This window comes from Geobacter psychrophilus, from assembly GCF_056821595.1.
In genome coordinates, this window is the sequence record NZ_JBXDTU010000004.1 from 2,660,148 (window position 1) to 2,678,184 (window position 18,037).

Here is an 18,037-nt window from a genome sequence, read left to right on the forward strand (position 1 = left end):
AGCAGATGCTTGGGCTAACACCCGTACAAACCTTTTCTTACGTTGACAAGGGGGCGGAGAGATGCTATTTAACAAGCATTTTACCCAGACATTTCTCCGCCCTCCGTGCGCCTTTTTCATGTGCCGGCCAAGAAGAGGTTACCTATCGTGATAACATTGAAATTATGCCGTAATACTCTGATCAGGTTTTTTGCCGTACTGGTTATAATTTCATCCTTTCTAAATTTCCCCGCTTATTCCCAGGAGTCGGAAGACTCGCAGATTTTTATTTCCGGATTTAACGCCTACCAGCAGAAAGAGTACGCCACCACCATAGCCAAGATGAACGAGGTGCTGCAGAAGTACCCCGATACGCCACTGCGTGACATGGTGCTGTTCTGGCTTTCCCGTTCCTATTACAAGAACGGCAACCTGCGGGATGCCGCCAGGGTCATGTCACAGTTTTCAAAGGAATATCCTGACAATCCCCTCAAAGGGACTGTCGATGAAGAGCTCCTGACGCTGACCGCCCGTTATGACAAGGGTGAGCAACTTCCGGTCAGTTCTCCGCCGGCACCGGACACTGGTGTTCAGCTTGCTGCCCGCAAGGTGGATGCCGAGAAGGCACGTCTGGCCCGGGAAAAAGCCGAACAGGAACAGCGTGCAAAAGAACAGTCCGAACAGGAGCGCATAGCTGTTGAGAAGGCTGCAGAACAACGCCGGTCCCAGGAAAAGGCTGCCTTGGCTAAACGCGCAGTTGAAGAGGCCGAACAACAGAGACTGGCTTCCATCAAGGCTGAAGAAGAGCGCAAGGCCTCAGAAAAACTCAAGGCAGAACAGGCAAAATTGGAACAGGCGGAACACGAAAAGCTTGTCAGTCAACAGGATGAAATGGTTCGCCTGGCACTGGCAAAAACCGAGCAGAAGCTTCTGGCTGCCGAGAAGTCAGCAGAAGCGCAGGAAAATGCCGAGAAAAAAGCGCTTGCCGAACAGTATCGTACTATTGTCGCCAAGGCTGAAGCAGATCGTCTTGCCGCTGAGGCTGAAGAGAAGCGTTCTGCGGCCCTCAAGGCCGAAGCCGATCGGCTAGCTGCTGAAAAGGTTGCTCAAAAAGCCGAACTGCTGCGCGTAGAGCGTGAGAGGGCCGAAAAGGAGCGTGCCGCTATTGCGGCAGCCGAGGCGACCCGTCTGGCTGCAGCCCAGAAGGAGCTGGAGCGCACGGCTGCATCCACGGTTGAAGCGGAGCGCCTGGCTCAGGAGAAGTCAGCTTCGGCAAAGCGCGCTGCAGAGGCTGAACAGCAAAAAATGGCCCTGTTGAAGCAGGCACAGGAGCGCACAGCTGCTGAAATGGCAGAGAAGGAGCGCCTGGCAGTGGTAGCCGCCGAAGCGTCTCAGCGTTCTGCGGCCAAACCTGAACAGTCACCACGTCAACCCGCCCAGTCTGCACAAGCAGCTGCCGCGGCACAGCCGGCTCCAGTCAAGACGGATGACCAGCAATTGCCGCAACAGCGCGATACTGACGAAAAGGCCCGTGCTGCCAAGTCTGCTCTGCGTGAGAAGGCGATAGCGCAATACAAGTCAATTCTGGTGACCTATCCGAATACAAAGGCGGCCTCGGCGGCCGCGGTCAAGCTGAAGGAGCTTGGTGTGGCCGTAGCCATGCCGGCACAGGCTGCTGCAGAACCACAGGCTGAAAATGCCCAGGTACTGCGACTCGAAGTTGCCCAGTTTGCAGGTCTGGAGTTTAACCTGCCTGTCCAGCCGCAGGTGTATAATGCAGCCCAGAGAGTCAGTATCCCCTTCGAAATCACCAACCAGGGCAATGGCAGCGATTCATTCTATCTTGAGTCCGGATTCCCGGCTGAGTTTTCAGCGGGATTCACATCTGTTGCCACGCCTGCCCAGGCCATCAACCAGACAGGCATACTGGCTCCCGGTGAGTCCTTTAAAGGGCTGGTACATCTGACGATTCCTGCAGCAAGTATCGACGGTCTGCGTATTTCCCACCCGATCAAAGCCTCATCACGCACGATGACGGAGGCTTCCCAGTCCCGTGAAGTCAGGGTTGTCGCGGCAGCACCACTACTGCGGGCTACGGTCAAGGCCGACCGGAACAACCCGCTGCCCGGCGAGAAAATTACCTACCGGGTTGCTGTACTGAACGTCGGTTCGACAGCTGCACAGGATGTCAGCTTCCGGCTGAACTTCCCGCCGCAACTGGAACCGGTTGAATATGCGGCGTCAGGTTTCAGGCAGGAAATGAAGGCGGCACTGGTTATAGACGGGCTTCAGATCAAGTCCGGTGAAAACAGGGAGTTCAGCCTGGCGTTTCAGCTGAAGGATGGAACTCTGGCCGGCCAGGAAATCCTGACCCGTGCCGAATTGCACAACAACCTGCTGAAAACATTCTCTGCGTTTGTATCCACTGCAGCCTATGTCCAGCCGCAGCACGGACTTCTGGTGCAACCGGGTTCCGAGCGACTGGTGGTAATTCCCGGCCAGACGGTTTCAATCCCGTTTATCGTTACCAATAGCGGTAACGTGCGTGAGAAGTTTACGGTGGTCTCCAGCGGAAAAGGTGCGCAGGTAACAAATATTTTCCACGACCTTAACCGCGACGGGGTTCGCCAGGCCAATGAACCGTTCATCAGCGAGGTCGGGCCGCTGGCTGCCAAAGAGGAAGCCAGCATCGTCATGGAGATTCAGACTCCGCGCAATGCCGTCGATGGTTCTGAGGACAGTAGCCAGATTTCCTTCCGTTCTGAGGGTGATGCGTCACGATTCTTTAGCGGTGTCACCCGACTGGTCTACTCACGTCCGGTTTTGCATATGGCCATGTCCGGCCGGGACGGCAAGCTCAAGCCGGGTGAAGTTGGGTCATTCGATTTGACACTCACCAACCGCGGAACAAATCTGGCACGAATTGTTGAGCTGCAGAGCGCCTGGCCGGAACAGCTTGAACTGGTTGCTGCCGATCCGGCAACCAATTCGGTCAGTAACGGCACCGTCTTCTGGAAATTCAAGGAGCTCGGCGCTGCTGAAAAGCGTGTCATCAAGGTCTCATTCCGGGTTAAACCGGGCACCGGCATGGGGACGAACATTCAGGTCAAAAACACCCTGACATATGAAGATCAAATCGGGAACAGGTACTGACATGATACGATTTGCTTGTGGAATGGCTGTGATGATGTTCCTGCTGGCGGATGCCCCGTCGTCCGGATGGTGTCAGCAGTATCTCTACACTCCGACGACTGTGGGAGCTGACGCAACGTCTCCGGGAAAGGATGGTGTCCTGGTTCAGGAGGTGTCGGTGCAGAAGGGCGACACACTCTACGGCATCTCGCGCAAATTCAGCGGACATGGAACCTACTACCCGCAAATTCTCCTTTTTAACGAGATCAAGGATCCCAATAAAATATATCCCGGGAATGTTTTCAGGGTGCCCGTTTCACGGAATGCCGTGTCAGCGCATGTCGATTCAGCGCCGGTGAAAAATGAAAAGGCAGCTGCGACCGGTGCCGAGGCGGCAGTACCCCGGAGAGCAGATACCACCCCTGTGAAAAATCCGGTGCCGGTTGTGGTGTCAGCCGCATCTGCAAAAAAACAAACCGCCCGTGAGAAAAAACACGCGGCAGCTGTCGTTGCGAGTGACTCTACTGCAGGTCAGAAACTGTTTGAGCGTGCCGTCAAGGCCTATCGGCAGGATGATTATCGTACCGCATTGGATTTGTTTGACCGATATCTTGCAGAAAACCAGGCTTCACCCCTGGCAGCGGATGCCAGTCTCTACAAAGCCGAATGTTACCTTAAGCTGTCCGGTCAGAACTAACCTCCCTCAAGCCCCCCTTGATGAGGGGCGGTTGGAGGGGTAGACCTGTTGATTGACTATTGCCACGTTAGTACGAATGCCCGCAGCTTTCCACCCTGATCATCCCGGTAATACATCACCTTAAGATTTTGCGTTACGTGCCCTCGCTGGATTTCGTACCCCTCTTTTTTCTCCGTAGACTCCATGACGAATGCCGGGTTTTTGCTGACCTGTCGGAGCACAGCCTTCATAAAGGATTCGGGCACGCCACTGCCGCCACGATCGATGACCTGAATCGCCTTGATGGAGTTGCCCTCACGAAACACCTTGAACTCGGTGACCTGGCCCTTGTAGCGTTCCCATCCGGGATTTGCCTGTGCATAGGTCTTGTCTACCCCGGAACGGGGGATGAAATCCGGCAGCGTAGTGAGACGGGCACCGGCTGCAGGTATGGTCGCTTTGTCCTTGGTGCCGCGATTCTCGGCAATAGCCGATAACACGGACTTGTCGCTCAGCTGTGCATTTGCCTCGACAGCAGGCTTCAGGGCCGCCTGCGTCTGAGGCTGAGGGGCAACAGCTGTTGTATCCGGCTGCTTCGCCGGTAATGCTGCCACACGCTCCGGTGTCGTCGGAGCCAGCGCCGGTGCCGGTTGCAATACAACAGAGGGAGCAGGTGTCGACCGTTTCTGCTGCAGCACGGTTACGACAATTACGGCGATAACCACGGGTGCCAGCCAGAGTAGAAAGCTGGTCCGTTTCGATCGCGCGGTGGCTGGTTCGATGGTTTCGATTTCTTCATCGTGCCAGGGGTGGTGGTGCTGTTCCGGCACCGCTTCATCGAGTGCTACAGGCGGTTTCATGTCACTGACCGCCGAATCAAAGGAACTGTTGAACTCTGAGTAGACTGACAACCGCGCGCGCGGGGCGTAGGTGATCCCCTGATCAACAAGTGATGGTTCTTCCTCACGTGGCGTGGGAGTTGTATCCGTCTCCAGCAGAGGAGCAATACGTGCCGGCATGGTCTCTACTGCTGTTTCTGTTTGCAGCGCTTCCGGCTCAACAGGTGCGATTTCCGGCGCCACGGTTTCTTCGGCAGCTTTTTTTACAGCTTTTGTCAGAAGTGCGGCAATCACCTCTTTTATGCTGTTCTGTAGAGGTTCGTCGCCCTGGGATGTGTCGACATGTCCCTGGTAGAGACGCAAGGTTTCGCTGCCGACCTCAGCAGGAGTGGAGAGGAGCACGAAGCGGGTACGCTTCCGGCCGAGCTGTTTTTTCAGGTGCATCAGGATGATTTCGGCAGATAGTCCCGACAGGTGGGTCTGGACAAAGACGATGCCAGGCTTCTCGGCTGCCAGTTCCTCAGCGCCTTTTTCAAGGTTGTTGGCAATCCTCAGCCGGATGTTTCTGTCTTCGGTCAAACGCGAAAAGATCTTCCTGAGCCTGGGCACATCCGTTATCAGCAGCAGATCGGTCACGTGGTATCCTCCTGATTTGGTGGGCGCATTGTACGGCATGAGGTGGGTGCAATCAATAGTTATAATTGGCAGCCATGATGCAAAACTGCCTTGCGTGGTGTCGGACGTTCATGTATCGTAGAGCATCTTTCAACCCAACCCGGAAAGGTTTGACAATGCTGGATTCAAGCGTAATTCAAGGGCTCGCGGCAATCGTGGGGCCCGAAAATATCCTGACGGAGAAACAGGATCTGCTCTGCTATTCCTACGATGCCACCCAGATGGAGTTCCTCCCGGATGCGGTTGTACATCCGGCCAATGCCGTTGAAGTCTCTGCGGTGTTGAAGCTTGCCAACCGGCATGGTTTCCCGATATTTCCCCGTGGGGCCGGCAGCGGTTTCACCGGTGGGGCGATTCCCAAGGCCGGCGGCGTGGTGCTGGTGACTACCCGTATGAATCGTATCCTGCGCATCGATACGGAGAACCTGATCGCCGAGGTGGAGCCGGGTCTCGTGACTGAGCAGTTCCAGATCGCTGTGGAAAAACTGGGTCTGTTTTACCCGCCCGACCCGGCCTCGCTCAAGTTCTCCACCCTGGGGGGCAATGTGGCCGAGAATGCCGGCGGTCCGCGCTGTGTCAAATACGGTGTTACCCGGGATTTTGTCATGGGGCTGGAGGTGGTGCTGCCGACCGGCGAGATCATCCGCACCGGCGGCGAGACCTACAAGGCGGTGGTCGGCTATGACATGACCCGCCTGCTGTGCGGCAGTGAAGGGACCCTGGGGGTGATCACCAAGATCATCTTCAAGCTGCTGCCGCTGCCGGATGCCAAAAAGACCATGCTGACCATCTTCGATTCCATCGACGGCGCTGCCAAGGCGGTTTCGACCATTATCGGGGCCAAGATCATCCCCACGACCCTGGAATTCATGGATTATGCCACCCTGCAGTGCGTGGAGAAGCGATTCAGCCTGGGGATCCCCCCGGAAGGTCGGGCTGTGCTGTTGATCGAGGTGGATGGTGACCGCGACCTGATCGAGAAGCAGGCAGCCCGCATCCACGAACTGATCAAGCCGTTGGGACTGGTCCAGTTCCGTGCCGCTCAGGACAACGCCGAGTCAGAAGAGCTCTGGCGGGTGCGGCGCCTGGTCTCTCCGTCACTGCGGGATGTCAACCCGGACAAGTACAACGAGGACATCGTGGTGCCCCGCAGCAAGGTGCCGGATGTCATTCGCGCTATCGAGCTGATCCAGCAGAAGTACGATATCCCTATCGTCAACTTCGGACATGCCGGCGACGGCAACATCCACGTCAATATCCTGATCGACAAGACAATTGCAGGCCAGGAGGAGAAGGCCCACGGTGCCATCAAGGAGGTGTTTCAGGCCGCCCTTGATCTCAACGGGACCATGTCCGGCGAGCATGGCGTCGGACTCTCCAAGGCGCCCTACATCGAACTGGAGCTGTCGCCGGACCAGATTGGCGCCATGAAGGCCCTCAAGCATGCGCTGGACCCGAACAATATCCTCAACCCGGGCAAGATGTTTCCCTGGTAATGAGTCGGCTGGCTGAACGACCTTACTACGTCATCACAAAGGACATCCATGGATAACGACAAGCAGCGTCAGGAAGTATCACTCATAGGCCGCATACTGTCGATGGAGGCACTGCTCCTGCTGATGGGGGTCGCCTCTCTGTATTACGGCATTACCCAGGGCGCAACGATGAATATCTTCTGGGGACTCGTCATTATCCCGGGTGTATTTATCCTGATGAAGGTCCGCAAGAAGGACTGGAAAAAACATTGGGAAGATATGGAAGCCGAGCACAAGGGCCGTGAAGCGGCACAGAAGAAAACTTCCCCGCCTGACGCACCGCCCGAGGACTGACCATATGTCCAACCATGGAACAATCGTACTCGCCTCGGCATCGCCGCGCCGCACGGAACTGATGGCCCTGGCAGGGATTGAATTCAGCGTGATGCCCGCCGACATCTGCGAGGATGTGTTGCCGGGTGAACTGCCCGCGGAACATGTCATGCGGCTGTCACGTGAAAAGGCCGATGCCGTGGCCGCTACGGCTACAGGGCGGTTTTTTATCGGTGCCGATACGGTGGTCGTCCTGAACAACCGGATCATGGGCAAACCGGCCGATGAAGCCGAAGCCTTCGAAATGTTGTCGGCTCTGTCCGGGAGGATCCATGAGGTCATCACCGGGTTTACCGTGTACGACAAAATCAGCGAAATCCATCTCAGCCGCTGTGTGCGGACCGAGGTCACCTTCAAGGAGCTTAGTGAAGGTGAAATCCTGCGCTACATAGCCACCGGCTGCCCGATGGATAAGGCCGGTGCCTACGCTATGCAAGGAGGGGCGGTACATTTTATCCGCTCCATCTGCGGCTCCTATACCAATGTCATCGGATTGCCGATGACGGAACTCTACGAACTGCTTGAAACCATGCAGGCCCTGGAACCATAGTGATGGACCATCGTACGAATCCTGTCTGCGCAGCTCCTGTTTCCCTGTCCGCGCCACAAACGCATCCGGGCTGCCTTGAGCCGTACCAGTCAGGCTGCTGAGCCATGTCGAGCTGCAACCTCGTGGTTATCGGCTCATCCACCGGCGGTCTCAAGATCCTTGAACTGCTGTTTCAGCAATTACCAAAATTGAAGGCCACCGTTCTGATTGTCCAGCACATCACGCCGATGATCGACCAGGCCTTTGTTTCCTCGCTGGCACGGGTATCGAAGATGCCGGTCGCGCTTGCCCGCGACGGGCAGGACGTCGAGGACGGTCAGGTGTACCTGGCACCGGGTGGTGTACATCTGAGCCTTGTCAGGAACCGGACCTTTCGCCTTTACAGCGGGGAAAAGGTTAATTCCGTCTGCCCCTCCATCGATGTAACCATGAACACTCTCACGCGACCGGCCAGCGGCAGATTGGCCGGGGTCATCCTGACCGGCATGGGCTGCGATGGCGCCGCAGGTATCGCGCATATCAAGCAGATCGGCGGGATTACCATTGCACAGGACCAGAAGACCAGCGTGATCTACGGTATGCCCAAGGCGGCTGCTGAAACCGGCAAAATCGACTTTATACTGCCAACTGACCGGATTGCAGACAAGTTGCAGGTACTTTTTGGATAAGAAGCTGATACTAATCAGAAATTTCGGGGATGCGAATGCGCTTGTCTGGACGGACAGGGAGTTGCAGCGGTTCGTTGCCCGATAGAGGAAAAGCTGTTTCTATGACCATTGCAGATCGTCTCAGACATATCCAGGATCGAATTTCAGCGGCCACCCGTCAAGCTGGTCGTGAACCAGGCTCCGTTCGTCTGGTAGCTGTTTCCAAAACCCGCCCTGCAGCGGATGTTTTGGAGGCGTACAGTGCCGGGCAGATCATCTTCGGGGAAAATTATGTGCAGGAATTCAGCGTAAAATCCACAGAGGTGCCAGAACCGGTGGAATGGCATTTCATCGGCCATCTGCAGAGTAACAAGGTCAAATATATCGCCGGGCAGGTGGCCCTGATCCACTCGGTGGACCGCCTTTCCCTGGCCCAGGAGATCAGCCGCCAATGGGGCAAGCTGGGTAGCAGCTGTGATATCCTCCTGCAGGTCAATATCTCGGGAGAGACGAGCAAGTCCGGCACGACAGAGGCGGATGCCCTGCAGCTGGTGCGCGAGGTAGCCTTACTGCCCAATGTGAGGATCAAAGGCTTGATGACCATGCCACCATTTTTTGACGACCCGGAGGCTGCCCGTCCCTTCTTCGCTGCCTTGCGCAGTCTCTCACTGATCATAGCCGCCGAAAACATCCCGGGGGTCATTATGGAGGAACTTTCCATGGGCATGTCCGGAGACTTTGAAGCCGCCATCCAGGAGGGGGCCACACTGGTGCGGGTCGGAACCTCCATCTTTGGGACGCGCTGACCATGGCTGTCCAGCTATCGACCGACAGCCGTTCAAAACTGGTACGTATTGCGATCATATCTGTCGCGGCACTGCTGTTGTCTGCACTCACACTCACTCCGCTCTTCTCAACCTTTGAACTGAAGGCCTATGACCTGCTTTCCCGGCTGTGCAACCCGGACACGGGCGGCCGTGAGATTGTGGTCGTACAGATTGACCAGCAAAGCCTGGACAGCCTGGCTGTTGACGGGGTTACCTGGCCCTGGCCGCGTCAGGTATATGCGCCGCTGTTCGAGCGCCTCAGCCAGGCCGATGCGGTCTTTGTCGATATCATCTTTTCCGAACCATCCTCCTACGGCAATGAAGATGACAGCATTCTGGCGGACTCCCTTTCAAAGAGCCGCAATGTTTTTCTGCCGGTCTTCGCTACGGCCAATCAACGGGTGTTGGACGATGCCGGTCAGGCCTTTCTCGATCGTCTGACGATCAGAAACGTCCCTCAACCGTCCAATGCACTGCCCTATGCCATCACCCCGCTTGCGCCGCTTGCTTCTGCTGCCCATGGCGGCGGCAATGTCATGATCAAGCCGGACAGGGACGGTGTGTACCGCCGTCTGCCGCTGCTGTTCCAGGCTGCCGGCCGGACACTGCCGCACTTCGTGCTGGCACATGTGCTGGAACGCACTATTATAAACGTCAACCAGGGGCGGCTTATGCGAGGCAACACAGCACTGCCTCTGGATGAAGGCGCACTGCTGGTGCAGTTTCCGCGAGGGGCCAAGCCGTATGAAACCGTATCGGCCATTGACCTGATCAGCGAGGCCGGAAAAACACGTTATCCGGCGGCCTACTTCAAAGGTAAAAAGGTCTTTCTGGGCCTGACCGCCGCCGGGCTGTATGACCTGAAGCCGACCGCAGTTTCGGCGGTGACCTCGGGGGTCATGGTGCATGCCGCCACTCTGGATGCCCTGCTGCATGGCGCTTTCCTGCAGCGCATCCCGAATGCAGCGGTCATCTGCTTTATGGCAGTCATTGTGATCATTGTCTGCGGGTTTGTCCTGACACATGCCTCCATGTTCGCAAATCTGACCCTGGTACTGGCCATGTCCCTGGTGGCGTTCGGACTGCCGGCAGCCATGTTTGCCCAGGGCTATTACCTGGCGCTGATCCCGTCGTTAGCTGCCCTGCTGATCTCGTTTGCCGCTGCATCCATTTACAGCTATGCCACGGAGGGGCGCGAACGGAGATTTGTCCGGCGCGCCTTTTCCCAATACATGGATGAAACCGTTGTCGCCCATTTGCTGGAGAATCCGGAGCTGATCAAACCGGGCGGCCAGCGACGCCGGGTGACGGTCTTCTTTGCCGACATTGCCGGTTTCACCAGTATTGCCGAACAATTCCCCCCGGAAGAGACCGCCCTCATGCTGCACGATGTCCTCAATGCCGTCAGTGAAGAGGTCATCCGCCACCACGGGGTGATCGACAAATATATCGGTGACTGCGTGATGGCTTTCTGGGGGGCGCCGTTGGCGTCACCGGCTGCAGCGAGCGATGCCTGCCGTGCGGCGCTGGCGTTTCTTGATGCTCTGCAGCGCGTGAATGAAGGCTTTGCAGCCCGCGGCCTGGGGGTGATCTCCATGCGGGTCGGCCTGCATACCGGCGATGCCATAGTCGGTAATCTGGGAAGCGACCGGCTCTTCGATTACACGGTGATCGGAGATACGGTCAACCTGGCCTCGCGCCTGGAGTCCGCCAACAAGTTCTTCGGCACCCGTATCATGCTGAGCGAGGATACGCTGCATGAAGCCGGAGACCGGTTCGTTGTACGTGAACTGGGGCTGATCGCCGTCAAAGGCAAGCAACGGCCGGTGCGGATTTTTGAGCTGCTGGCCACTCGCGAAACTGTTTCAACAGAACTTCAGCTGTGGTCCGACGAGTATGCCCGGGCGATGGCACTGTTCTATGGGAGGGAGTGGCAGACGGCGGGTGAACTGTTCGAGGCGCTGGTGCAGAAGAATCCGCAGGACGGACCGGCGCTCTATTACCGTGACTGGTGCAGTCGCTATCTCCAGTCATCACCCTTGACTGATGACTGGAATGTGATACATTTGAAAGAGAAATGAAAACAACACTCCTCGTCATACTGCTCAGCAGCATGTTTAGCCTGACTGCGGCAGCAGAGACCGTTCAGGTCACCACCCGCGAAAATGCGGTGCGGGGTGATTGCCGCTTCTTTGCGCCGGTCAAGCTCAAGGTGTCACTGGGTGACCGACTGACTGTAAGCGGGCGCAAGGGGGACTGGTATCTGGTCAGCGCCAAGGGTGTCAAGGGCTGCATTCACAAGAGTGCCGTCGAGGTGCGCTCCTTTGCATCGTCAGGCCGGGGCGCTGCTGCGGGAGGGGCGGCGGCCGACGAAGTCTCGCTGGCCGGCAAGGGTTTTAATCCCCAGGTTGAAGCGGGTTATCGCAAGTCCGGCAAGAACCTCAATTATGCTGCTGTGGACGAGATCATGAAATTCACGGTGGCTGAAAAGAGCCTGGAATCGTTTGTTCTGCAGGGAGGGCTGATTCAGCCATGAGATCCGCGCTCCGTGTCAAGTTCGCCCTGCTGGCGATGCTCTGTCTGCTGACGACCGGTTTCAGTTTCAGTGATCTTACGCCTGAAAGAATCAACTCAATAACCTCAGCCGTAAAGAGCATCGGCAAGGCGGCCCGGCCATTGGCCGATGATGAGGAATATTATGTCGGGCGCGCCGTTGCCGCACGTTTGACCTCCACCTGGCCGCTCTATCGCAACGTTCGTCTGACCGACTACCTGAATCTGATCGGTCACACGATTGCGCTGCATACGGAAAAACCGACGACCTTCGGCGGGTACCATTTTGCGATCCTGGACTCCCAGGAGATCAATGCCTTTGCCTGTCCCGGTGGTATCATCCTGATTACCCGGGGGATGTTATCGTCGTTGAAAAGTGAGGATGAGCTGGCTGCTGTTCTGGCCCATGAAATCGGACACGTCATCCACCGTGACGGCATTGCGGCTATTCAATCGTCGCGCTGGAGCGAAGCACTGCTGGTGATCGGCAGCGGTGCCGTCAGGGAGTTCGGTCCCAAGGATACCGCCAAACTTGTTTCCCTGTTTGAAGGCTCCATCGACGATGTGGTCAAGACGCTGGTAGTCAATGGCTACGGCAGAGATCAGGAAATGGCGGCAGATAGCTCGGCGCTGGGGTATCTGGCTGCTGCCGGTTATGACCCCCAGGGGTTGTCGGGGTATCTGAAACGGCTTCAGCAGGCTGGCCGCGGCTCAAAAGGGGGGATATTGACCACCCATCCCGGAACCGATGAGCGGCTGGAAAACGTAGCGGATGCCAGAGTGCCGGAGGTGGATACCTCTTCGCTGTCGCGTCGGACCAAGCGTTTTACCGATATGTCCCGCTGATGTTCTTGAGCGGATTTGAAAAGAAAAAGCCCCGTTTGCAGACAGCAAGCGGGGCTTTCTTCATTTCAGCAGTCCGATCTATTCATCCGGAACCGGCCGGTTGGCACTCGGCTGGAGCACGGGTCGGTCCATTTCCTCAATGTATTTCAGGACAAACCGCTGGGCCGCTTCTACGGCCCGTGGAATGTCCCAGGTTTTCATGTTCCGCTCGTCCACATGGTTGCTGATGCCGCGGATTTCGAGGCAGTCGATGCCGTAACGCAGGCAGACCTGGGCAACGGCCGCTCCCTCCATGTTTTCGCAGATGCCGTGAAAGCTGCGGACAAGTTCTTCGCCGCGCTGCTGGGTACCGCTGCAGGTGGAGACGGTGATGAATCGGCCCCGTACCAGCTTGACGCCATAATAATCAGCCAGCTGCATGGCTTTTTCGGCAGCATGTTTGGAGAGCGGGATGCTGTTGTGAAACAGCCGGTTGCCACGTACAAGCGTTGGTATGCTCATGAAACGCAGATCATGCCAGCCGGCTGATGTCAGTACGCCTTCGTCCCCCAGAAACTCCTCACTGGCAACGGTCAGTTCGCCGACGGAAAGCCCGCTTTCCAGAAAGGCACCGGCGCAGCCGGTGTTAATCACCAGACGCGGGTGATGGCGTTCGATGAGTGCGGTTGTCGCGCTAGCTGCGTTGATTTTTCCGATACCTCCGGCGCAGACGATTACCGGCAGATTGCCGATGCGCCCCTCAGCATAATCGAAGGCAACCGTCTTCAAGCGGACGGCGGTACCGAGCGCATATTCCAGCAGTACGATTTCCTGGGGAGTGGCTGAGATGATCAAAATAGGTTTCATGGCATTTCCTGGGGAGCTCGGATCATGTGACGTTCATCTCATACCCTGCGATCCAGTTCTACGGCAGCAAAGGCCGAGTGATTGTGGATCGACTCGAAGTTCTCCGTCTCGACCGAAAACCAGGTGATGTTTTCCAGAGCCGCCAGGCGAGAATAAGCCTCACGCACCATATCCTCAACAAAGCGCGGATTTTCGTAGGCCTGTTCGGTGACGAACTTCTCGTCCTCCCGTTTCAGCAGGGAGTAGAGCGGGCTGCTGCCGCATTGCTCGATCAGTTCAACCAGGTCCTCGATCCAGATGAATTCCTTGTAGCGTACCCGCACGGTCATGATGCTGCGCTGGTTGTGGGCGCCGAAGCGCGACAGTTCCTTGCTGCAGGGACAGAGCGAGGTCAGCGGCACCTTGATGCCCAGCACGAAATCCAGGCTGTCGGTCATGGAGGCGCTGAATTCGCAGGTGTATTCCATCAGGCTCTTGGCCTTTGAAACCGGTGCCTGCTTGTCGATGAAATACGGGAACTGTATCTCCAGATGAGCGCTGGCGGAGCCGAGTTTGGCCTTCATCTCATCCAGGATTGTTTCCAGCTTGTCCAGGGCGATCTGCTCGCGATGCCGGTTGAGGATCTCCACAAAGCGGCTCATGTGGGTGCCCTTGAAATGGTGCGGCAGGTCGACGTACATGTTGACCCGCGCTACGGTGTGCTGCAGCGAGCGGTTTTTGTCCATCACGACGATCGGGTAGGTGATGTCCTTGACGCCGACCTTGGAGATGGGAATTCGACGGCTGTCCGGGCGTTTCTGCATATCCGGCATGGCCATCACGTCGGCTGAAGCAGGTTTTTTTGTTGAACGTGGTATGGTCATGCCCCGATCTCCAGCTTGCACAGGATCTCGGTCCAGATCTCTGCCCGTCCGTCCTTGGATAATGCCGAAAACGGCAGCATCAGACTTTTGTCGCGTGAGATGGCCGCCGAGATCAGGGCGGTCTGCTTGGTTCGCTCGTTTTTTGATAGTTTATCGCATTTGGTCAGCACGATAATCGGCGGGATGTTGTAACGCTGCAGCCAGCCCAGCATCTCAAGGTCGCCGTCCGAAGGGATGCGGCGGATATCCAGAATCAGGACCACTGTCTTGAGGTTTTCCCGCTTGGCCAGGTAGGTCTCGATCATTGGACCCCACTGTTTGCGTACATCGGGTGGCGCCTTGGCGTAGCCGTACCCGGGCAGGTCCACCAGGGTCAGGATGCCGTTGATATCGAAGAAATTGATCAGCTGCGTCCGGCCGGGAGTCGAGCTGGTGCGGACCAGCGACTTGCGGCCCGACAGCACGTTGATCAGCGACGATTTGCCGACATTTGAGCGACCCACGAAGGCAACTTCCGGCAGCTCCGCAGGAGGAAAGTCCTTGGGCTTGACCGCGCTTTTTATAAAAACCGCCTGATGTACATCCATGCTGTAACTCTCCTTGTGGCGGCATTATAATGCCCTGCAGTTCATCGATACAAGCGCTTATTTCAAAGTATCATCATTATTGGCAGCAGGAGCAAATCGTCTGTAGTTTTCAGATCCATTTTGTGCTATATGGATTACAATCCGCTTGTGTCCCTCTTACCGTGTTCGCGAAGGTCGATATGACGGCATCCTCTGTGGACATAGCGCTGTTCGCTGCCAAGATCGGGCTGGTATTTTTCGTCATCCTGACGCTGGCCGCCTACCTGGTATTTGCCGAACGCAAAATCCTGGCCTGGGTGCAGGACCGCAAAGGCCCCAACCGCGTCGGTCCCTTCGGTCTTCTGCAGCCCCTGGCTGATCTGATCAAACTCCTTACCAAAGAAGATGTCATTCCGTCAGCTGCCGACAAGTGGCTGTTTTACCTGGCTCCGGCCATGGCGGCCATCCCCGCTATCATGATCTTTTCCGTAATCCCCTTCGGTGCACCGCTCTCGATAGCCGGACATACGGTTCCGCTGGTAGTGGCAGATCTGAACGTCGGGTTGCTGTTCTTTCTGGCACTTTCCTCTATCGCCGTTTACGGCGTGGCTATCGGCGGGTGGGCCTCCAACTCTAAGTACTCCCTGCTGGGCGGTATCCGCGGCCTGGCACAATTGATCTCTTACGAACTCTCCATGGGGTTGTCGCTGGTACCGGTCGTTATGCTGGCGCGCTCATTCAGTCTGACAGATATTGTTGACGCCCAGGCCGGTGTTCCCTTTATCGTCTACCAGCCGCTGGCCTTCATCATTTTTCTGATCAGCATCACCGCTGAATGCAAGCGGATTCCCTTTGATCTGCCCGAAGCAGAGGGGGAACTGGTGGCCGGCTTCCACAGTGAATATTCCGGTATGCGCTTCGGGCTGTTTTTTGTGGGCGAATATATCAATATCATCGTGCTGGGAGGTCTGGCGACCACCTTTTTTCTGGGCGGCTGGCATGGCCCGTGGTTTGCGCCGGTGATCTGGTTTTCGTTGAAAACACTGGCTTTTGCCTTCTTCTTCATCTGGATGCGCGGGACACTGCCGCGCCTGCGCTATGATCAATTGATGCACCTGGGGTGGAAGGTGTTGACGCCGCTGGCACTTCTGAATATTCTGGTTACAGCTTGGTGGTTGATACTCACGTAACACATCACGGACATCGCTGTCCGAACCATATATCACCACAAGGAGGAAGCACACATGGAAAGTGTAAATGCCAAGGACCGACACGGACATACCCCATTGATTGCTGCTGCCAAGGAGGGCCAGAAGGATTTTGTTCTGGACCTGCTGCATCGCGGTGCGGATCTGACCTCTACCAGTGCCAAAGGCAAGACCGCCCTCCACTATGCAGCAGCCAACGGACATACCGAGATCGTCGAGATGCTGATCAAGAAGGGGGCTGATATTGATGCCCGCGACAGTGCCGGGCATACCCCGCTGATGCTGGCAGCCATCTACGGCTGCAACAAGACTATTCAAGCCCTGCTGGATGGCGGAGCCAGCCCGACGCTGATTACCTCCTCTGCAACAACCGCCGCCATGTATGCCGAGAATAACAGCCACCCCCTGGCGGTCGCGCTGCTGAAGAAGGCCGAACGGGCCAAACATGGTAATGCCTGACACTACGTCTTAATGTTGAATGCCAAGACGCCCTGCGAGGTAGCCATCCCGCAGGGCGTCTCTACAAAGTATGGTGATTTGTATGTCCGTTGTCGATGATATAAAGGCCTTAGCCGGCGGATTCAGCGTCACCCTGCGCCACATGCTGCGCAAGCCGGTGACGATCCAGTATCCCGAGGAAAAGCGCACTCCCTATCCTCGTTTCCGGGCCCGGATTGTGCTGACCCGTGACCCGGATGGCGGAGAGCGTTGTGTAGCCTGTTATCTCTGCTCTGCGGCCTGTCCGGTGGACTGCATCTCCATGCAATCAGCCGAAGGCGAGGATGGTCGCCGCTACGCCGCCTGGTTCCGGATAAATTTCTCGCGCTGCATATTCTGCGGACTGTGCGCCGAGGCCTGTCCGACCATGGCTATCCAGATGACCCCGGATTACGAAATCTGCACGCGGGATGTCATGACCCTGGTCTATGAGAAGGAAGACCTGTTGATCGACGGCTGCGGCAAGGATGCGTCCTATAACTTCTATCACCACGCCGGCATCGGGGTGACCCAGCCGCGTGGGGAGGGGTTGGAGGAGACGCCTCCAGTGGATGTCAGAAGCCTGATGCCGTAGAGGTGGAAGGTTATCGAATTTTGAGATTATGGAACAGATCCTCTTCTACATACTGGCCGCCACGGCGGTCATAGCCACGCTTTTGGCCATCACCGAAAAGCACCCGGTGCATGCCATCCTTTTCCTGGTGACGTCCCTGTTCAGTATGGCAGTGATCTTCTTCCTGCTGATGGCTCCGCTGGTGGCGGTCTTTGAGGTGATCATCTACGCCGGAGCCATTATGGTGCTGTTCCTGTTCGTGATCATGATGCTTGATCTGGGACACCCGGAGAAGGGGCTGGCGCCTGTTTGGAGAGAATGGCTGCCGGCAACCATTCTCTCGGCCGTCAGCATCGGCTCACTGCTGATCGTGATCGTCTCCCGGCATGTCACAAGTGCTGCCCCGGTTGCCATGCCAAGCATTCGCCAGGTGGCAATCAGTCTGTTTCGCGAGCATGGACTGGCGGTCGAGCTGATCTCGCTGCAACTGCTGTTCGCCCTGGTGGGAGCGCTGTATCTGGGGCGGCAGCGTGAGCCCTCCCCTGGCCTGCGGCCACCCTCTCCCGGAGGGAGAGGGGGTGGGAAAGAGGGGGAGCCGTCATGATCGTCCCGCTCGAACATATCCTGGTCCTGGCCGGCCTGCTGTTTTTCATCGGTATGGGGGGGCTGTTGGCCTGGCGGGCCAATCTGATCATGATGCTGGTTTGTATCGAGGTCATGCTGAATGCCGTCATGCTCGTATTCGTCGCTGGTTCGGTCCGCTGGGGCAACGCCGACGGGCAGCTCTTTGCGATCTTTATCATGGCCCTGACCTCGGCCGAGGTTTCGCTGGCGCTGGCGATGGTGGTCTACCTGCACCGCCGCAAGCGGACGGTTAATACGGATATGTTCAGCGAGATGAAGGGGTAAAT

The 18,037-nt window shown here is 56.9% G+C and carries 19 protein-coding genes; 15 read left to right on the forward strand and 4 right to left on the reverse strand.

The window, feature by feature from the left end; translation table 11 throughout:
* Window positions 1–147: 147 nt before the first annotated feature.
* Entirely contained in the window at window positions 148–3,132 is a 2,985-nt protein-coding gene (locus ACOCF6_RS14830; protein WP_482461110.1) for a hypothetical protein, read from the forward strand.
* A gap of 1 nt (window position 3,133) precedes the next feature.
* A complete protein-coding gene (locus ACOCF6_RS14835; RefSeq protein ID WP_482461111.1) occupies window positions 3,134–3,808 on the forward strand; it encodes a LysM peptidoglycan-binding domain-containing protein in 675 nt (224 codons plus the stop codon).
* A gap of 56 nt (window positions 3,809–3,864) precedes the next feature.
* Here ACOCF6_RS14835 and ACOCF6_RS14840 read toward each other — a convergent pair whose 3' ends face one another.
* Window positions 3,865–5,262, reverse strand: a complete 1,398-nt coding sequence (locus ACOCF6_RS14840; RefSeq protein WP_482461112.1) for a hypothetical protein — start codon at window positions 5,260–5,262, stop codon at window positions 3,865–3,867.
* A gap of 155 nt (window positions 5,263–5,417) precedes the next feature.
* Here ACOCF6_RS14840 and ACOCF6_RS14845 point away from each other — a divergent pair, with 155 nt between their 5' ends.
* From ACOCF6_RS14845 to ACOCF6_RS14880, 8 genes are all read left to right on the forward strand, one after another.
* Window positions 5,418–6,797 carry an FAD-binding oxidoreductase gene (locus ACOCF6_RS14845; protein ID WP_482461113.1) on the forward strand — a complete coding sequence of 460 codons (1,380 nt, stop codon included), beginning with the start codon at window positions 5,418–5,420 and terminating at the stop codon, window positions 6,795–6,797.
* A 48-nt stretch (window positions 6,798–6,845) separates the two neighbouring features.
* Entirely contained in the window at window positions 6,846–7,130 is a 285-nt protein-coding gene (locus ACOCF6_RS14850; protein WP_482461114.1) for a hypothetical protein, read from the forward strand.
* A 4-nt stretch (window positions 7,131–7,134) separates the two neighbouring features.
* Window positions 7,135–7,719: a Maf family nucleotide pyrophosphatase gene (locus ACOCF6_RS14855; protein WP_482461115.1), complete on the forward strand. Its 585-nt coding sequence runs from the start codon at window positions 7,135–7,137 to the stop codon at window positions 7,717–7,719.
* A gap of 104 nt (window positions 7,720–7,823) precedes the next feature.
* Window positions 7,824–8,387 carry a CheB methylesterase domain-containing protein gene (locus tag ACOCF6_RS14860; protein WP_482461116.1) on the forward strand — a complete coding sequence of 188 codons (564 nt, stop codon included), beginning with the start codon at window positions 7,824–7,826 and terminating at the stop codon, window positions 8,385–8,387.
* 101 nt (window positions 8,388–8,488) lie between these two features.
* The gene (locus ACOCF6_RS14865) at window positions 8,489–9,172 is read left to right on the forward strand and encodes a YggS family pyridoxal phosphate-dependent enzyme (RefSeq protein ID WP_482461117.1); all 684 of its coding nucleotides are present in this window, start codon (window positions 8,489–8,491) and stop codon (window positions 9,170–9,172) included.
* 2 nt (window positions 9,173–9,174) lie between these two features.
* Complete coding sequence (locus tag ACOCF6_RS14870; protein ID WP_482461118.1) at window positions 9,175–11,274, forward strand: CHASE2 domain-containing protein; 2,100 nt, start codon at window positions 9,175–9,177, stop codon at window positions 11,272–11,274.
* Window positions 11,271–11,729, forward strand: a complete 459-nt coding sequence (locus ACOCF6_RS14875; protein ID WP_482461119.1) for a hypothetical protein — start codon at window positions 11,271–11,273, stop codon at window positions 11,727–11,729. The genes ACOCF6_RS14870 and ACOCF6_RS14875 overlap by 4 nt, the downstream gene beginning before the upstream one ends.
* Window positions 11,726–12,592, forward strand: a complete 867-nt coding sequence (locus tag ACOCF6_RS14880) for a M48 family metalloprotease (protein ID WP_482461120.1) — start codon at window positions 11,726–11,728, stop codon at window positions 12,590–12,592. The genes ACOCF6_RS14875 and ACOCF6_RS14880 overlap by 4 nt, the downstream gene beginning before the upstream one ends.
* Before the next feature lie 78 nt (window positions 12,593–12,670).
* On the opposite strand, the gene mqnB is transcribed toward ACOCF6_RS14880, so the two are convergent.
* Genes mqnB through yihA form a run of 3 tightly spaced genes read right to left on the reverse strand, consistent with a single transcriptional unit; the run spans window position 12,671 to window position 14,888 of the window.
* Window positions 12,671–13,438, reverse strand: a complete 768-nt coding sequence (mqnB, locus tag ACOCF6_RS14885; RefSeq protein WP_482461121.1) for a futalosine hydrolase — start codon at window positions 13,436–13,438, stop codon at window positions 12,671–12,673.
* 38 nt (window positions 13,439–13,476) lie between these two features.
* A complete protein-coding gene (gene folE2 / locus ACOCF6_RS14890) occupies window positions 13,477–14,250 on the reverse strand; it encodes a GTP cyclohydrolase FolE2 (RefSeq protein WP_482463370.1) in 774 nt (257 codons plus the stop codon).
* A 47-nt stretch (window positions 14,251–14,297) separates the two neighbouring features.
* Complete coding sequence (gene yihA / locus ACOCF6_RS14895) at window positions 14,298–14,888, reverse strand: ribosome biogenesis GTP-binding protein YihA/YsxC (protein WP_482461122.1); 591 nt, start codon at window positions 14,886–14,888, stop codon at window positions 14,298–14,300.
* Window positions 14,889–15,067: 179 nt separating this feature from the next.
* Here yihA and nuoH point away from each other — a divergent pair, with 179 nt between their 5' ends.
* The 5 genes from nuoH to nuoK all read left to right on the forward strand — a co-directional run bounded on the left by nuoH (window position 15,068) and on the right by nuoK (window position 18,035).
* On the forward strand, window positions 15,068–16,057 hold the full coding sequence (gene nuoH, locus ACOCF6_RS14900) for an NADH-quinone oxidoreductase subunit NuoH (protein ID WP_482461123.1): 990 nt from the start codon (window positions 15,068–15,070) through the stop codon (window positions 16,055–16,057).
* A gap of 54 nt (window positions 16,058–16,111) precedes the next feature.
* Window positions 16,112–16,534, forward strand: coding sequence for an ankyrin repeat domain-containing protein (locus ACOCF6_RS14905; RefSeq protein ID WP_482461124.1), 423 nt, complete (start codon window positions 16,112–16,114; stop codon window positions 16,532–16,534).
* An 82-nt stretch (window positions 16,535–16,616) separates the two neighbouring features.
* Window positions 16,617–17,147 carry an NADH-quinone oxidoreductase subunit NuoI gene (nuoI, locus tag ACOCF6_RS14910; protein ID WP_482461125.1) on the forward strand — a complete coding sequence of 177 codons (531 nt, stop codon included), beginning with the start codon at window positions 16,617–16,619 and terminating at the stop codon, window positions 17,145–17,147.
* Between the two features lie 28 nt (window positions 17,148–17,175).
* Window positions 17,176–17,730: an NADH-quinone oxidoreductase subunit J family protein gene (locus ACOCF6_RS14915; RefSeq protein ID WP_482461126.1), complete on the forward strand. Its 555-nt coding sequence runs from the start codon at window positions 17,176–17,178 to the stop codon at window positions 17,728–17,730.
* Window positions 17,727–18,035: an NADH-quinone oxidoreductase subunit NuoK gene (nuoK, locus tag ACOCF6_RS14920; RefSeq protein ID WP_482461127.1), complete on the forward strand. Its 309-nt coding sequence runs from the start codon at window positions 17,727–17,729 to the stop codon at window positions 18,033–18,035. The genes ACOCF6_RS14915 and nuoK overlap by 4 nt, the downstream gene beginning before the upstream one ends.
* The last annotated feature ends 2 nt before the right edge of the window (window positions 18,036–18,037 follow it).